Source organism: Tepidiphilus thermophilus (assembly GCF_001418245.1).
Lineage (GTDB): Bacteria > Pseudomonadota > Gammaproteobacteria > Burkholderiales > Rhodocyclaceae > Tepidiphilus > Tepidiphilus succinatimandens.
In genome coordinates this window covers 1-16,316 of record NZ_LIPU01000024.1, presented here as the reverse complement: position 1 = coordinate 16,316, position 16,316 = coordinate 1, and the positions used below count along the sequence as shown (strand labels likewise).

Below are 16,316 nucleotides of genomic sequence, written 5' to 3'. Positions count from 1 at the left end.
CGATCACGCCGCACACGCACTTCGAGTGCGAAGTGTACGTGCTCTCCAAGGAAGAAGGCGGGCGTCACACGCCGTTTTTCAGCAACTACCGGCCGCAGTTCTACTTCCGTACCACGGACGTCACCGGCGCGATCAAGCTGCCCGAAGGGGTGGAGATGGTGATGCCGGGTGACAACGTGAAGCTGGAAGTGAAGCTGATCGCCCCGATCGCGATGGAAGAAGGCTTGCGCTTCGCCATCCGTGAAGGCGGCCGCACCGTCGGTGCCGGCGTCGTCTCCAAGATCATCGAGTAAGTATCCGGTCTTAACCCCGCCGGGATTCGTTCCGGCGGCCGCAGGGGCATAGCTCAATTGGCAGAGCGTCGGTCTCCAAAACCGAAGGTTGGGGGTTCGATTCCCTCTGCCCCTGCCATCATTTCTTCGACGGACAACCCGGATCCATGGATCGTCTCAAATATCTGATCGCGCTGCTGCTGCTTGCGGCCGGCATCGCCGGCTACTACGTTTTCGGCGAATGGCCGCTCGTCGCGCGGGCCGCGGTCGTCATCGCCGGTACGCTCGCCGCGGCCGCCGTCGTGCTTTTCGCCACTCCTGCGGGGGCGCGTTTCCTCGAGTTCTGGCGCGGTACGCTCGCCGAGGTGCGTAAGGTCGCCTGGCCGTCGCGCAAGGAGACGATCCAATCCACGTTGGTCGTGTTTGCCTTCGTCACGACGATGGCGCTTTTCTTGTGGCTGACCGACAAGACCCTGGAGTGGGTCTTGTACGACTTGATCCTCGGGTGGAAGTGATGGCCAAGCGCTGGTATGTCGTACAGGCCCATGCGGGCTATGAAAAACAGGTGCAAAAGGCCCTGCAGGAGCGGATCAAGCGCGCCGGCATGGAAGACCTCTTTGGCCGCATCCTCGTGCCCGTGGAAAAAGTCGTCGAGATGCGATCCGGCCAGAAGACCGAGACCGAGCGCAAGTTCTATCCCGGCTACGTGCTCGTCGAAATGGAGATGAACGACGACACCTGGCATCTGGTCAGATCCTTGCCCAAGGTGTCCGGGTTCGTCGGCGGTACGCCCACCAAGCCTGCCCCCATCCCCGAGCGCGACGTCGAGAAAATCCTGCAGCAGATGCAGGAGGGCGGCGAGAAACCGCGTCCGCGCATCGTCTTCGAGCCGGGCGAGGTGGTGCGCATCAAAGAAGGGCCTTTTGCGGATTTCATGGGCACGGTGGAAGAGGTGGACTACGATCGCAGCCGCCTGACGGTGGCCGTGACCATCTTCGGCCGCGCCGCCCCGGTTCAACTGGAATTTTCTCAGGTCGAGAAGACCTGAGAGATCGCGGCGCAGCCGCACCCCGAGGAGCCGCCGTAACGGGCGGCGTTCGCACTCACATCTGGAGTCTCATTCATGGCGAAGAAAATCGTCGGCTATATCAAACTGCAAGTGCCGGCGGGCAAGGCCAACCCCAGCCCCCCGATCGGCCCCGCGCTCGGCCAGCGCGGCCTCAACATCATGGAATTCTGCAAGGCCTTCAACGCCCGCACGCAGGGCATGGAGCCGGGCTTGCCGATTCCGGTGATCATCACCGCCTATTCGGACAAGTCCTTCACGTTCATCTTGAAGACCCCGCCGGCCACCATCCTCATCAAGAAGGCCGTCGGCATCCAGAAGGGTTCGGCCAAGCCGCACGTCGACAAGGTCGGCAAGATCACTCGGGCCCAGCTCGAAGAGATTGCCAAGACCAAGATGCCGGACCTCACCGCGGCGGACATGGACGCGGCGGTGCGTACCATCGCCGGTTCCGCGCGCAGCATGGGCGTGACCGTGGAGGGGGTGTGACATGGCCAAGCTCAGCAAACGCATGCGCGCCCTGAAGGAAAAAGTCGACCGCAACCGCGCTTATGCCCTGGGCGAGGCGCTCGCGCTTGCCAAGGAAACGGCGTTGGCCAAGTTCGACGAATCGATCGACATCGCCGTCAACCTGGGCGTCGATCCGCGCAAATCCGACCAGGTGGTGCGCGGCGCCGTCGTGCTGCCCGCCGGGACCGGCAAGTCGGTGCGCGTGGCCGTCTTCGCCCAAGGGCCCAAGGCCGAGGAAGCCAAGGCCGCCGGAGCCGATCTCGTCGGCATGGAAGATCTCGCCGAACAGGTCAAAGCGGGCAAGATCGACTTCGACGTGTGCATCGCCTCGCCCGACGCCATGCGTGTGGTCGGCCAGCTCGGCCAGATCCTCGGTCCGCGCGGGCTCATGCCCAACCCGAAAGTCGGTACCGTCACGCCCGACGTCGCCACCGCAGTGAAGAATGCCAAGGCGGGCCAAGTTCAGTTCCGCACCGACAAATACGGCATCGTGCACGCCTCCATCGGGCGCGCCTCCTTTGCCGTGGAGGCGCTCGAGCAGAACGCCAAGGCGCTCGTCGATGCCCTCCTGAAGGCCAAGCCGGCGGCGGTGAAAGGATCCTACCTGCGCAAGCTCGCCGTCTCGAGCACCATGGGGGTGGGCATCAAGGTCGACCCGGCCTCGGCCGTGCAGGCGTAAAAAAGAACTTTGGGCCGTCGCGGCGGTTCGCCGTCGCGGCGGGTTGTCAAAGACCGCTGGGGGTTTTCGCCTCAAACGCATCGTTGCGATGCGCCCAGCGCAGATGGCGTCACCCGAAGCAGGAACTTTCCGGTTTGCCGGAACCGCTCCTGATGAAGGTCGCCGTGGCGCATCCCGGAAACGGGGTGCAGTAACCGTAGGAGTAGACCGTGGGACTCAATCTCGACGAGAAGAAGGCGATAGTCGCCGAAGTCGCGGCCCAGGTGGCCGGGGCGGGGGCGATCATCGTCGCCGAGTACCGTGGTCTCGAAGTCGCGCAAATCACCGAGCTGCGCAAGCGGGCACGCCAATCCGGCGTTTACCTGCGCGTGCTGAAGAACACCCTGGTGCGCCGGGCGCTCGCTGGCACTCCCTTCGAGTGCCTTGCCGATCGCCTCGTCGGCCCCCTGATCTATGGCATCGCCAAGGATCCGGTGGCCTGCGCCAAGGTGTTGTTCGACTTTGCGAAAGACGCCGAAAAGCTCGTGATCAAGGGCGGCGCCATGCCCAACTACCCGCTCGATGCGGCGGGAGTGAAAGCCCTGGCGTCCATGCCGAGCCGCGAAGAGCTGCTCGCCACCTTGGTCGGTACGCTGCAGGCGCCGATCGCCAAGTTCGTGCGCACGCTCAACGAGGTGCCCAGCAAGTTCGTGCGCACGCTCGCCGCGGTGCGCGACGCGAAAGAGACCGCTTGACCCCTTCGTAACCCCTTTTGCCTCCCGGGCGAAACCTATCAGGAGTGAATCATGGCTTTGACGAAAGAAGAAATCCTCGACGCGATCGCCAGCATGTCGGTGCTCGAACTCTCCGAGCTCATCAAGGCGATGGAAGAGAAATTCGGCGTCTCCGCCGCTGCCGCCGTGGCCGTGGCGGCTGCTCCGGCCGCTGGCGGCGCCGCTGCCGCGCCGGCCGCCGAAGAGAAGACCGAGTTCGACGTGATCCTGCAAGAAGCCGGCGCGAAGAAAGTCGAGGTCATCAAGATCGTGCGCGCGGCCACGGGCCTTGGCCTCAAGGAAGCCAAGGATCTCGTCGACGGTGCGCCCAAGCCCGTCAAGGAAGGTATCTCCAAAGACGAAGCCGAAAAACTCAAGAAAGAGCTCGAAGCCGCCGGTGCCAAGGTCGAAATCAAGTAATCGCCTCGCAGCCGTGCAGGAGGCTGGCGCCCCTTGGGCGTCAGCCTTTTCGCGCTTGTGCCTCGAGAAAACGGCACCGAGCCCGTCGCTGGCGGGCTGAGTCCCGTTTTCTCCCCCACGTCTGACATTGCCTGGAGCACTCATGGCGTACTCTTACACCGAAAGGAAACGCATCCGCAAGAGCTTTGCCAAGCGCAAGCCCATTTTGGATGTCCCGTTTTTGCTGGCTACCCAGGTCGATTCCTACGCCGAATTCCTTCAGCTCGGGGTGCCGCCCGAGCAGCGTGAAAACAAGGGGCTGCAGGCCGCGTTCCAGTCCATTTTCCCCATCGTCAGCGTCACCGGCAACGCCCGCCTCGAATTCGTCCAATATTTCCTTGGCGAACCGGTGTTCGACGTCAAGGAATGCCAGCTGCGAGGACTCACGTACTGCGTTCCGCTGCGCGCGCGCGTGCGCCTGGTGCTGCTCGACCGGGCCACCAACTACGAAACGGTCAAGGAAGTGAAGGAGCAGGAAGTGTTCATGGGCGAGATCCCGCTCATGACCGAGAACGGCTCTTTCATCATCAACGGAACCGAACGCGTCATCGTCTCGCAACTGCACCGCTCGCCCGGCGTCTTCTTCGAGCACGACAAGGGCAAGACCCACTCCTCCGGCAAGCTCCTTTTCTCGGCGCGCATCATCCCCTACCGTGGCTCCTGGATCGACTTCGAGTTCGATCCGAAGGATTGCCTGTATTTTCGCATCGACCGGCGGCGCAAGATGCCGGTCACGGTGCTGCTGCGCGCCATCGGCATGACCACGGAACAGATCCTCGAGACTTTCCACGATTTCGAAGACTTCCGCATCGAAAACGGCCGCTTCTTCTACCGTATCGTGCCCGAACGGCTCAAGGGTGAGATCGCGCGCTTCGAGATTCGCGACGCCGAGGGCAATGTCATCATTGCCAAAGACAAGCGCATCAATGCCAAGAACGTGCGCGATCTCAAGCGCGCGGGCATCAAGGAAGTGGAGGTCGACGACGAATTCCTGCTGGGGCGCATCATCGCGCGGGAACTGGTCGACCCTGAAACCGGCGAGATCATTGCGCACGCCAACGACGAGATCACCGAAGAGGTGGTCGAGCGCCTGCGTCAGTCCTCACTCAAGGGATTCCAGACACTGCTCGTCAACGACCTCGACCGCGGCCCCTATATCTCCCAGACCCTGCGGCTGGACGACACCACCGACGCCTGGTCGGCCAAGGTGGCGATCTACCGCATGATGCGCCCCGGCGAGCCGCCCACCGAGGAGGCGGTCGAAAACCTCTTCCAGGGACTCTTCTATTCGCCCGATCGCTACGATCTCTCGGCGGTGGGGCGCATGAAGTTCAACAGCCGCGCCTATCCGCCGCTCGAGCAGCTCGATCCCAATTCGCCCGACTGGATCAAGCGTTTCTTCGAGCGTGTCGGTCCCAGGGGTGCAGAGGGCAAGGGGACGCTGGACAATGAAGACCTCATCGCCGTGATCGCGCTCCTCGTCGAGCTGCGCAATGGTCACGGCGAGGTCGACGACATCGACCACCTCGGCAACCGCCGCGTGCGCTGCGTCGGGGAACTGGCGGAGAACCAGTTCCGTGCCGGGCTCGCCCGAGTCGAGCGCGCCGTCAAGGAGCGTCTGGTGCAGGCCGAGGCCGAAAACCTCATGCCGCACGACCTCATCAACGCCAAGCCCATTTCGGCGGCGATCAAGGAGTTCTTCGGTTCGAGCCAGCTCTCCCAGTTCATGGACCAGACGAACCCGCTCTCCGAGATCACGCACAAGCGGCGCGTCTCGGCGCTCGGCCCCGGCGGTTTGACGCGCGAGCGTGCAGGGTTCGAAGTGCGCGACGTGCACCCCACCCACTATGGGCGCCTGTGCCCGATCGAGACCCCAGAAGGCCCCAATATCGGCCTCATCAACTCGCTGGCGGTCTATGCCCGAACCAACAAGTACGGCTTCATCGAGACGCCGTACCGCAAGGTGATCGACGGGCGGGTCACCAATGAAGTGGTCTATATGTCGGCCATCGAGGAAGGTTCCTACGTCATCGCCCAGGCGAACTCGGAAGTCGACGCCGAAGGCCGGCTCACCGGTGCACTCGTCTCCTGCCGGCAGAGAGGCGAATTCGTCATGGTGCCGCCGGAGCAGGTGCAGTTGATGGACGTGGCGCCGCAGCAGATCGTCTCGGTGGCTGCCTCTCTCATCCCCTTCCTCGAGCACGACGACGCCAACCGGGCGCTCATGGGCGCGAACATGCAGCGCCAGGCCGTGCCCTGCCTGCGCCCGGAAAAACCCCTGGTGGGTACCGGCATGGAGCGCATCGCCGCGGCCGACTCCGGCACGGTCGTGCGCGCGCGCCGCGGCGGCGTGGTCGATTACGTCGACGCCAAGCGCATCGTCGTGCGCGTGCATGACGACGAAACCTCTCCGGGCGAAGTCGGGGTCGACATCTACAACCTCACCAAATTCACGCGCTCCAACCAGAACACCAACATCAGCCAGCGGCCCATCGTGCGCAAGGGCGACGTGATCGCTTCCGGCGACATCATCGCCGACGGTGCCTCTACCGACCTCGGTGAGCTCGCCCTGGGGCAGAACGTGCTCGTGGCCTTCATGCCCTGGAACGGCTACAACTTCGAGGACTCCATCCTCATCTCCGAGCGCGTGGTGGCCGAGGATCGCTTCACCTCGATCCACATCGAGGAGCTCACGGTCGTGGCGCGCGACACCAAGCTCGGACCCGAGGAGATCACACGCGACATCGCCTCCCTTGGCGAAGCGCAGCTTGGCCGGCTCGACGAATCCGGCATCATCCACATCGGCGCCGAGGTCAAGGCGGGCGACGTGCTGGTGGGTAAGGTCACGCCCAAGGGCGAGGCCCAGCTCACGCCGGAAGAAAAACTGCTGCGGGCGATCTTCGGCGAGAAAGCTTCCGACGTGAAGGACTCCTCGCTGCGTGTGCCCACCGGCATGAGCGGCACCGTCATCGACGTGCTCGTTTTCACCCGCGAAGGCATCGAGCGCGACAAGCGGGCGCAGTCCATCATCGACGACCAGCTGCGGGCCTATCGCAAGGACCTCAACGACCAGATGCGCATCTTCGAGCGCGATGCCTTCCAGCGCGTGCGCCGTCTGCTCGTCGGCCAGAAGGCCAACGGCGGTCCCAAGCGTCTGGCCAAAGGCAGCGTGATCGACGAGGCCTATCTCGATGCGATCGAACCGCATCAGTGGTTCGACATCCGCGTTGAGGACGAGACGCTCGCTGCCCAGCTCGAAGCCGTGCGCGAGGGCCTGGAGAAAATGCGCAAGGCCTTCGACGAAGCCTTCGAGCACAAGCGGCGCAAGCTCACCCAGGGCGACGAGCTGCCCCCGGGTGTGCTCAAGATGGTCAAAGTCTATCTCGCCGTCAAGCGCCGTCTGCAGCCTGGCGACAAGATGGCCGGCCGTCACGGCAACAAAGGCGTGGTCTCCAAGATCGTTCCGGTCGAGGACATGCCGTTCATGGCCGACGGGCGCCCCGTCGACATCGTCCTGAACCCCTTGGGCGTGCCCTCGCGCATGAACATCGGCCAGATCCTCGAAACCCATCTCGGCCGTGCCGCCCGGGCGCTGGGCGAGCGCATCGGCGAGATGCTGCGCCGTCAGGCGGCGGTGCAGGAAGTGCGCGACTTCCTCGAGAAAATCTACAACGAGCGCGGCCACAGCGAGGCGCTCGGCGAGCTCAGCGACGAGGAACTCCTCGAGATGGCGCGCAACCTCGAAAAAGGCGTGCCTTTTGCCTCGCCCGTTTTCGAGGGGGCGGCGGAAGAGGACATCGCCGCCATGTTCCGGCTCGCCGGCATCGAGGGAACCGAGCAGGTCACGCTCTACGACGGCCAGACGGGCGAACCTTTCGAGCGCCCCGTCACGGTGGGCTACAAGCACATGCTGAAGCTGCACCACCTCGTCGACGACAAGATGCACGCGCGCTCCACCGGTCCGTACTCGCTGGTGACGCAGCAGCCGCTCGGCGGCAAGGCGCAGTTCGGCGGTCAGCGCTTCGGCGAGATGGAGGTCTGGGCGCTGGAAGCCTACGGCGCGGCATACACCCTGCAAGAGATGCTCACCGTCAAGTCCGACGACGTGGTCGGCCGCACCAAGGTCTACGAGAGCATCGTCAAGGGCGAGCACCGCATCATCGCCGGCATGCCCGAATCCTTCAACGTGCTGTTGAAGGAAATCCGCTCGCTCGCGCTCGACATCGATCTGGAACGCTATTGATCAGGCGGCTCTATTCCGCCAGGAGAATTCATCCATGACTAGCTTGCTCGCCGATCTGTTCAAACAGTCGCTGCCGCAGGAAAACGAGTTCGATGCGATCACCATCCGGCTCGCTTCGCCGGAGAAGATCCGCTCGTGGTCCTATGGCGAAGTCAAGAAGCCCGAGACCATCAACTACCGCACCTTCAAGCCCGAGCGCGACGGCCTCTTCTGCGCCAAGATCTTCGGCCCGATCAAGGACTACGAGTGCCTGTGCGGCAAGTACAAGCGGCTCAAGTACCGCGGCGTGATCTGCGAGAAGTGCGGCGTCGAGGTGACCGTGTCGCGCGTTCGCCGCGAGCGTATGGGGCACATCGAGCTCGCATCGCCCGTCTCTCACATCTGGTTCCTGAAGAGCCTGCCGAGCCGCCTCGGGCTGGTGCTCGACATGACGCTGCGCGACATCGAGCGCATCCTCTACTTCGAGGCCTACGTCGTCATCGAGCCGGGGCTCACGCCGCTCAACCGCGGCCAGCTCATGACCGAAGAGCAATACCACGCGGCCTTCGAGGAGTACGGCGACGATTTCGTGGCCATGATGGGGGCCGAGGCCATCCGCGAACTCCTGCGCACGCTCGACATCAAGCGCGAGATCGAGAAGCTGCGCGGCGAGCTCGAAACCACCGGCTCGGATGCCAAGATCAAGAAGATCAGCAAGCGGCTCAAGGTGCTGGAAGCCTTCAACAAGACCGGAATGCGCCCTGAGTGGATGATCCTCGAGGTGCTGCCCGTGCTGCCGCCCGATCTGCGTCCGCTCGTGCCGCTCGACGGCGGGCGCTTCGCCACCTCGGATCTCAACGATCTCTACCGCCGCGTCATCAACCGTAACAACCGACTCAAGCGCCTGCTCGAACTCAAGGCACCCGACATCATCGTGTGCAACGAGAAGCGCATGCTGCAGGAGGCGGTCGATTCGCTGCTCGACAACGGCCGGCGCGGCAAGGCGATGACCGGCCCCAACAAGCGGCCGCTCAAGTCGCTCGCCGACATGATCAAGGGCAAGGGCGGGCGTTTCCGCCAGAACCTGCTCGGCAAGCGGGTGGATTACTCCGGCCGTTCGGTCATCGTCGTCGGTCCGCAGCTGAAGCTGCACCAGTGCGGCCTGCCCAAGCTCATGGCGCTCGAGCTCTTCAAGCCCTTCATCTTCAACCGGCTGGAGAAACTCGGCTACGCCACCACCATCAAGCAGGCCAAGAAGATGGTGGAGAACCAGGAGCCGGTGGTCTGGGACATCCTCGAAGAGGTGATCTACGAGCACCCGGTGCTGCTCAACCGGGCGCCGACCCTGCACCGCCTGGGCATCCAGGCCTTCGAGCCGGTGCTCATCGAGGGCAAGGCGATCCAGCTGCACCCGCTGGTGTGTACGGCGTTCAACGCCGACTTCGACGGCGACCAGATGGCCGTGCACGTGCCGCTGTCGCTCGAAGCCCAGCTCGAGGCGCGCACCCTCATGCTCGCCTCCAACAACGTGCTCTCGCCGGCCAACGGTGAGCCCATCATCGTCCCGTCGCAGGACATCGTGCTGGGGCTTTATTACGCCACGCGCGAATCCGCCGTGGCCAAGGGCAGCGGCATGATGTTCGCCGACGTGGGCGAAGTCAAGCGCGCCTTAGAGATGGGGCAGGTATCGCTGCATGCGCGCGTCACCGTGCGTATCAAGGAGTACGACCTCGGGCCCGACGGCGAGCCCGTCGAGCGCATCACGCGGCGCGAGACCACCGTGGGCCGGGCGATCCTCTCCGAGATCCTGCCTGCCGGCCTGCCGTTCGAGCTCATCGACCAGCCGCTCAAGAAGAAGACCATCTCCAAGCTCATCAACCACGCCTACCGCAACTGCGGGCTCAAAGCCACGGTGATCTTCGCCGACAAGCTGATGACGACCGGTTATCGGCTCGCCACCCGCGGCGGCATCTCCATCGCCATCAAGGACCTGCTCGTCCCACCGCAGAAAGAGGAGATCATCCGCAAGGCCGAGGAAGAGGTCAAGGAGATCGCCCAGCAGTACGCCTCGGGTCTGGTGACGGCGGCCGAGCGCTACAACAAGGTGGTCGACATCTGGGGCCGGGCGGCCGATCTGGTGGCCAAGGCGATGATGGAGCAGCTCGCCAAGGAGAAGATCGTCACCGAAGAGGGCGAGGTGATCGAGCAGGAGTCCTTCAACTCCATCTACATGATGGCCGACTCGGGGGCGCGGGGTTCCGCTGCTCAGATCCGGCAGCTGGCCGGGATGCGGGGTCTCATGGCCAAACCCGACGGCTCGATCATCGAGACGCCCATCACCACCAACTTCCGCGAGGGCCTCAACGTCCTGCAATACTTCATCTCCACGCACGGCGCGCGCAAGGGCCTGGCCGACACGGCGCTGAAAACTGCCAACTCGGGCTACCTCACGCGGCGCCTGGTCGACGTCACGCAGGATCTGGTCGTCACCGAAGACGACTGCGGCACGCACGAAGGCTTCGCGATGAAAGCCCTCATCGAAGGGGGCGAGGTCATCGAGCCGCTGCGCGACCGCATCCTCGGGCGCGTGGCCGCCGACGACATCATCGATCCCGACACGCAGGCCACGCTCATCGAGGCCGGCACTCTGCTCGACGAGAAACTCGTGGCGCTCATCGACGAGAAGGGGATCGACGAAGTCAAGGTACGCAGCCCGCTCACCTGCCACACTCACTTCGGGGTGTGCGCCAAGTGCTACGGGCGCGACCTCGGCCGCGGCGGGCTGGTCAACGTCGGCGAGGCGATCGGCGTCATCGCCGCGCAGTCGATCGGCGAGCCGGGCACGCAGCTCACCATGCGGACCTTCCACGTGGGCGGGGCCGCCTCGCGGGCGGCCGCAGTCTCGGGGGTGGAAGCCAAGTCGGGCGGCACGGTGCGTTTCTCGCCCAACATGCGCTACGTGGTCAACGAGCGGGGGGAAAAGATCGTCATCGCCCGCTCGGCCGAAGTGCTGATCCTCGACGATGCCGGCCGCGAGCGCGAGCGCCACAAGGTTCCTTATGGTGCGACGCTGCACGTCGATGACGGACAGGCGGTGAAGGCCGGCGTCAAGCTCGCCTCCTGGGATCCGCACACCCGTCCGATCATCAGCGAATACGCCGGCACGGTGCGTTTCGACAACGTCGAAGAAGGCGTCACGGTCGCCAAGCAGGTCGACGAAGTCACCGGCCTGTCCACCCTGGTGGTGATCGACGCCAAGCAGCGCGGCAGCAGCGCCAAGATCGGCCGGCCGCAGATCCGCCTGCAGGACGAGGCGGGCAACGACGTGCTCATCCCCGGTACCGAGCATCCCTTCACCCTCAGTTTCCCGGTGGGGGCCATCATCACGGTGCGCGAAGGCCAGCACGTGGGCGTGGGTGAAGTGCTCGCCCGTATCCCGCAGGAATCGGCCAAGACGCGTGACATCACCGGTGGTCTGCCGCGCGTGGCCGAACTCTTCGAGGCCCGCTCGCCCAAGGACGCCGGAATGCTTGCCGAATACACTGGGACCGTCTCCTTCGGCAAGGAAACCAAGGGCAAACAACGGCTCATCATCACCGAACCGGACGGCACCACGCACGAGTTCCTCATTCCCAAGGAAAAGCATCTGCTGGTGCACGACGGCCAGGTGGTCAACCGCGGCGAGATCATCGTCGATGGGCCGGTCGATCCGCACGACATCCTGCGCCTGCAAGGAATCGAGGCACTCGCGCGCTACATCATCGACGAGGTGCAGGACGTCTATCGCCTGCAGGGTGTGAAGATCAACGACAAGCACATCGAGGTGATCGTGCGGCAGATGCTGCGTCGCGTCGTCATCACGGATCCGGGCGACAGCCGCTTCCTGCGCGAGGAGCAGGTCGAACGCTCGGACGTGCTGATCGAAAACGCCCGCCTGGAGAAAGAGGGCAAGATCCCGGCGCGCTTCGAGAACGTTCTGCTCGGCATCACCAAGGCGTCGTTGTCTACCGACTCCTTCATCTCGGCGGCCTCCTTCCAGGAGACCACCCGGGTGCTCACCGAAGCCGCGATCATGGGCAAGCGCGACGAGCTGCGTGGGCTCAAGGAGAACGTCATCGTCGGGCGGCTCATTCCGGCGGGGACGGGTCTGGCGCATCATCGGGCGCGGCGTCAGCGCACCCAGCTGCAGTCGGCCGAGAGCGCCTGGGCCCAAATCACCACGGCTTCTGCCACTCCTGAGGCCGAAGCCTGATTCGGACGGGGTGCGCTTGACGCGCACCCCTTTTCAAGTTAACATCGCGCGTTTATCGAACCGGCCAATCGTAGTCGGGTCGCCGAATCGCCAACGAAGGAACGAACTATGCCGACGATCAACCAGCTCGTGCGCAAGCCGCGCACCCGGGTGCGGGAGAAGAGCAAGGTCCCTGCACTGGAATCCTGCCCGCAGAAGCGGGGTGTTTGTACCCGTGTTTATACCACCACGCCGAAGAAACCGAACTCGGCCCTGCGTAAGGTCGCCAAGGTGCGGCTCACCAACGGCTACGAAGTCATCGCTTACATCGGCGGGGAAGGGCACAATCTGCAAGAGCACTCGGTCGTGCTGATCCGCGGCGGTCGGGTCAAGGACCTCCCGGGTGTGCGTTACCACATCGTCCGTGGTTCGCTCGATCTGCAGGGCGTCAAGGATCGCAAACAGGCCCGTTCGAAATACGGCGCGAAGCGGCCCAAGAAAGCCTGATCGATTCGAAACGTCACCTAGAAATCACGAGAGGTCGAAATGCCCCGTCGTCGTGAAGTACCCAAACGCGAGATTCTGCCGGATCCGAAATTCGGCAACCAGAACGTCTCCAAATTCATCAACGTCATCATGGTCTCCGGCAAGAAGTCGGTGGCCGAGCGCATCGTCTATGGCGCTTTCGAGGCGATCGCCGCCAAGACGGGCAAAGATCCCGTGCAAGTCTTCGCTGCCGCGATCGAGAACGTCAAGCCGGTGGTCGAGGTCAAGAGCCGCCGCGTGGGCGGGGCCAACTACCAGGTCCCGGTCGAGGTGCGTCCTTCCCGCCGTCTGGCGCTGTCGATGCGCTGGCTGCGCGATGCCGCGCGCAAGCGCTCCGAGAAGTCCATGGCGCAGCGCCTGGCCAACGAGCTGCTCGAAGCCTCCGAAGGGCGCGGCGCGGCCATGAAGAAACGCGAGGAAGTGCACCGCATGGCCGAGGCCAACAAGGCGTTTGCGCATTACCGTTACTGATCGCAGGCGCACTGCGCGGGAAGCCCTTCTCCGGGCTTGCCCGCATTTCGTGTTTCTGGCGAACGACATTCTGGAACTCTTGGCGGGAAAAACGACGTGGCACGCAAAACACCCATCGAACGCTACCGTAACATCGGTATCTCGGCGCACATCGACGCCGGTAAAACCACGACCACCGAACGCATCCTGTTCTACACCGGGGTCAACCACAAGATCGGCGAGGTGCACGAAGGCGCCGCGACGATGGACTGGATGGAGCAGGAACAAGAGCGGGGCATTACCATCACTTCCGCCGCGACCACCTGCTTCTGGCGCGGCATGGACATGCAATTCCCCGAGCACCGCTTCAACATCATCGACACGCCGGGCCACGTCGACTTCACCATCGAAGTCGAGCGCTCGATGCGCGTGCTCGACGGGGCCTGCATGGTCTACTGCGCGGTAGGCGGCGTGCAACCCCAGTCCGAAACCGTCTGGCGTCAGGCCACCAAGTACAAAGTGCCGCGCCTGGCCTTCGTCAACAAGATGGACCGCCAGGGGGCCAATTTCTTCAAGGTCTACGATCAGATGCGCACCCGCCTCAAGGCGAACCCCGTGCCCATCGTGATCCCCATCGGTGCCGAGGATTCGTTCGCCGGCGTGGTCGACCTCATCAAGATGAAGGCGATCATCTGGGACGAGGCTTCCCAAGGCACCAAGTTCGAATACCGCGACATCCCGGCCGAGCTGAAGGATCAGGCGCAGGAGTGGCGTGAGAAGATGGTCGAGGCGGCCGCCGAGGCGAGCGAGGAGCTCATGAACGAGTACCTCGAAAACGGCGATCTGCCCGAGGCCAAGATCGTCCAGGGGCTGCGTCTGCGCACCATCGCCACCGAGATCCAGCCCATGCTGTGCGGCTCGGCCTTCAAGAACAAGGGCGTGCAGCGCATGCTCGATGCCGTGATCGAATTCCTGCCCTCTCCGGTCGACATCCCCCCGGTGCAGGGGACCGATCCCGACGGCAACGTCGTCGAGCGCCGTGCCGCCGACGACGAGAAGTTCTGCGCGCTCGCGTTCAAGCTGATGACCGATCCCTTCGTCGGCCAGCTCACCTTCCTGCGCGTCTATTCCGGTACGCTCAACTCCGGCGACACGGTGCTCAACGCCAACAAGAACAAAAAAGAGCGCATCGGCCGCCTGCTGCAGATGCACGCCAACGAGCGCAACGAAATCAAGGAAGTGCTCGCCGGCGACATCGCCGCCGCCGTGGGGTTGAAAGAAGTCACCACCGGCGAGACCTTGTGCGATCCGAGCGCCCCGATCAAGCTCGAATCCATGGTCTTCCCCGAGCCGGTGATCCACGTCGCCGTCGAACCCAAGACCAAGAGCGACCAGGAAAAGATGGGGATCGCGCTGCAGCGCCTGGCGATGGAAGACCCCTCTTTCCGCGTGCGCACCGATGAAGAATCCGGCCAGACCATCATCTCCGGCATGGGCGAGCTGCACCTGGAGATCATCGTCGATCGCATGCGCCGCGAGTTCAACGTCGAGTGCAACGTCGGCGCGCCTCAGGTGGCCTACCGCGAGACCATCCGCAAGTCGGTCGAGCAGGAAGGCAAGTTCGTCAAGCAGACCGGCGGTCGTGGTCAGTACGGTCACGTCTGGCTGCGCATCGAGCCGAACGAACCGGGCAAAGGCTATGAGTTCATCGACGCCATCAAGGGCGGCGTGGTGCCCCGCGAATACATCCCGGCCGTCGATAAGGGGGTGCAGGAAGCGCTGCAAAGCGGGGTGCTCGCCGGCTTCCCGGTGGTCGACGTCAAGGTGACGCTCTTCGACGGTTCGTACCACGAAGTCGACTCGAACGAGAACGCCTTCAAGATGGCGGGTTCCATCGCCTTCAAGGAAGGGATGAAAAAAGCCAATCCGGTCCTGCTCGAACCCATCATGGCGGTGGAAGTCGAGACTCCGGAGGAGTTCATGGGCAACGTCATGGGCGATCTCTCCGGGCGTCGCGGTGTGATCCTCGGCATGGAAGACCTTGCCGGAGGGATCAAGTCGATCCGCGCCGAGGTGCCTCTGGCCGAGATGTTCGGCTATGCCACCCAGCTGCGCTCGCTCACGCAAGGTCGCGCCACCTATACGATGGAGTTCAAGCACTACGCCGAAGCGCCCAAGTCAGTGGCCGAGGCGGTGATCAACAGCCGGAAGTGAGCGGTTTTTCTTTATCACGTTTGCAAGGGGAAATACGATGGCAAAAGCGAAGTTTGAGCGCACGAAGCCGCACGTGAATGTGGGCACGATCGGTCACGTGGACCATGGGAAGACGACGCTGACGGCGGCGCTGACGACGGTGCTGTCGAAGTACTACGGCGGCGAGGCGAAGAAGTACGACGACATCGACGCGGCGCCGGAAGAGAAAGCCCGTGGCATCACGATCAACACCGCGCACGTCGAATACGAGACGGCCAAGCGTCACTACGCGCACGTCGACTGCCCGGGCCACGCCGACTACGTGAAGAACATGATCACGGGCGCGGCGCAGATGGACGGCGCCATTCTGGTGGTGTCGGCCGCCGACGGCCCGATGCCGCAGACGCGCGAGCACATCCTGCTGGCGCGCCAGGTGGGCGTGCCCTACATCGTCGTCTACATGAACAAGTGCGACATGGTCGACGACCCCGAGCTCCTCGAGCTCGTGGAAATGGAAGTGCGCGAGCTGCTTTCCAAGTACGACTTCCCCGGCGATGAAGTCCCGGTGATCAAAGGCTCCGCGCTCAAGGCGCTCGAAGGCGACCAGAGCGAGATCGGCGAGCCCTCGATCCTCAAGCTCGCCGAAGCGCTCGACACCTACATTCCCACGCCCGAGCGCGCCATCGACAAGCCCTTCCTTCTGCCGATCGAAGACGTCTTCTCCATCTCCGGTCGCGGCACGGTGGTCACGGGCCGGGTCGAGCGCGGCATCGTCAAGGTGGGCGACGAAGTCGAGATCGTCGGTCTGCGCCCGACGCAGAAGACCACGGTCACGGGCGTGGAAATGTTCCGCAAGCTCCTCGACCAGGGGCAGGCGGGCGACAACGTCGGGGTGCTGCTGCGCGGCACCAAGCGCGAAGACGTCGAGCGCGGTCA

The 16,316-nt window shown here is 63.9% G+C and carries 13 protein-coding genes and 1 tRNA gene; all 14 read left to right on the top strand.

Features of this window, described 5'->3' with window-relative positions; translation table 11 throughout:
- Positions 1 to 293, top strand: a 293-nt coding sequence (locus ASC37_RS10875) for an EF-Tu C-terminal domain-related protein (RefSeq protein ID WP_456300379.1), incomplete at its 5' end; no start/stop codon positions are given.
- Between the two features lie 42 nt (positions 294 to 335).
- Positions 336 to 411 (top strand) — tRNA-Trp (locus ASC37_RS10870).
- Between the two features lie 28 nt (positions 412 to 439).
- Entirely contained in the window at positions 440 to 787 is a 348-nt protein-coding gene (secE, locus tag ASC37_RS10865) for a preprotein translocase subunit SecE (RefSeq protein WP_055424389.1), read from the top strand.
- Positions 787 to 1,320, top strand: coding sequence for a transcription termination/antitermination protein NusG (gene nusG, locus ASC37_RS10860; RefSeq protein WP_055424388.1), 534 nt, complete (start codon positions 787 to 789; stop codon positions 1,318 to 1,320). The genes secE and nusG overlap by 1 nt, the downstream gene beginning before the upstream one ends.
- 75 nt (positions 1,321 to 1,395) lie before the next feature.
- Complete coding sequence (gene rplK / locus ASC37_RS10855) at positions 1,396 to 1,827, top strand: 50S ribosomal protein L11 (protein ID WP_055424387.1); 432 nt, start codon at positions 1,396 to 1,398, stop codon at positions 1,825 to 1,827.
- A 1-nt stretch (position 1,828) separates the two neighbouring features.
- Positions 1,829 to 2,527 (top strand): 50S ribosomal protein L1, encoded by a 699-nt coding sequence (gene rplA / locus ASC37_RS10850; RefSeq protein WP_055424386.1) that lies wholly within the window; start codon positions 1,829 to 1,831, stop codon positions 2,525 to 2,527.
- A 209-nt stretch (positions 2,528 to 2,736) separates the two neighbouring features.
- Positions 2,737 to 3,261, top strand: a complete 525-nt coding sequence (gene rplJ / locus ASC37_RS10845; protein WP_055424385.1) for a 50S ribosomal protein L10 — start codon at positions 2,737 to 2,739, stop codon at positions 3,259 to 3,261.
- A gap of 51 nt (positions 3,262 to 3,312) precedes the next feature.
- Entirely contained in the window at positions 3,313 to 3,699 is a 387-nt protein-coding gene (gene rplL, locus ASC37_RS10840; RefSeq protein ID WP_055424384.1) for a 50S ribosomal protein L7/L12, read from the top strand.
- Positions 3,700 to 3,841: 142 nt separating this feature from the next.
- Entirely contained in the window at positions 3,842 to 7,981 is a 4,140-nt protein-coding gene (gene rpoB / locus ASC37_RS10835; protein ID WP_055424383.1) for a DNA-directed RNA polymerase subunit beta, read from the top strand.
- 34 nt (positions 7,982 to 8,015) lie between these two features.
- Positions 8,016 to 12,212 carry a DNA-directed RNA polymerase subunit beta' gene (rpoC, locus tag ASC37_RS10830; protein ID WP_055424382.1) on the top strand — a complete coding sequence of 1,399 codons (4,197 nt, stop codon included), beginning with the start codon at positions 8,016 to 8,018 and terminating at the stop codon, positions 12,210 to 12,212.
- Between the two features lie 108 nt (positions 12,213 to 12,320).
- On the top strand, positions 12,321 to 12,698 hold the full coding sequence (gene rpsL / locus ASC37_RS10825) for a 30S ribosomal protein S12 (RefSeq protein ID WP_028873837.1): 378 nt from the start codon (positions 12,321 to 12,323) through the stop codon (positions 12,696 to 12,698).
- 39 nt (positions 12,699 to 12,737) lie between these two features.
- Positions 12,738 to 13,208 (top strand): 30S ribosomal protein S7, encoded by a 471-nt coding sequence (rpsG, locus tag ASC37_RS10820; protein WP_055424381.1) that lies wholly within the window; start codon positions 12,738 to 12,740, stop codon positions 13,206 to 13,208.
- 96 nt (positions 13,209 to 13,304) lie between these two features.
- On the top strand, positions 13,305 to 15,401 hold the full coding sequence (fusA, locus tag ASC37_RS10815) for an elongation factor G (RefSeq protein WP_055424380.1): 2,097 nt from the start codon (positions 13,305 to 13,307) through the stop codon (positions 15,399 to 15,401).
- Between the two features lie 37 nt (positions 15,402 to 15,438).
- The coding region (gene tuf, locus ASC37_RS10810; RefSeq protein ID WP_055424379.1) for an elongation factor Tu at positions 15,439 to 16,316 on the top strand (878 nt) is incomplete at its 3' end.

Bases quoted from the DNA above. Each gene is read 5' to 3' on its own strand.
- nusG (WP_055424388.1), top strand. From the start codon at position 787: ATGGCCAAGCGCTGGTATGTCGTACAGGCCCATGCGGGCTATGAAAAA.
- secE (WP_055424389.1), top strand. From the start codon at position 440: ATGGATCGTCTCAAATATCTGATCGCGCTGCTGCTGCTTGCGGCCGGC.
- rplL (WP_055424384.1), top strand. From the start codon at position 3,313: ATGGCTTTGACGAAAGAAGAAATCCTCGACGCGATCGCCAGCATGTCG.
- rplK (WP_055424387.1), top strand. From the start codon at position 1,396: ATGGCGAAGAAAATCGTCGGCTATATCAAACTGCAAGTGCCGGCGGGC.
- rplA (WP_055424386.1), top strand. From the start codon at position 1,829: ATGGCCAAGCTCAGCAAACGCATGCGCGCCCTGAAGGAAAAAGTCGAC.
- rpsL (WP_028873837.1), top strand. From the start codon at position 12,321: ATGCCGACGATCAACCAGCTCGTGCGCAAGCCGCGCACCCGGGTGCGG.
- rpsG (WP_055424381.1), top strand. From the start codon at position 12,738: ATGCCCCGTCGTCGTGAAGTACCCAAACGCGAGATTCTGCCGGATCCG.
- rpoB (WP_055424383.1), top strand. From the start codon at position 3,842: ATGGCGTACTCTTACACCGAAAGGAAACGCATCCGCAAGAGCTTTGCC.
- rpoC (WP_055424382.1), top strand. From the start codon at position 8,016: ATGACTAGCTTGCTCGCCGATCTGTTCAAACAGTCGCTGCCGCAGGAA.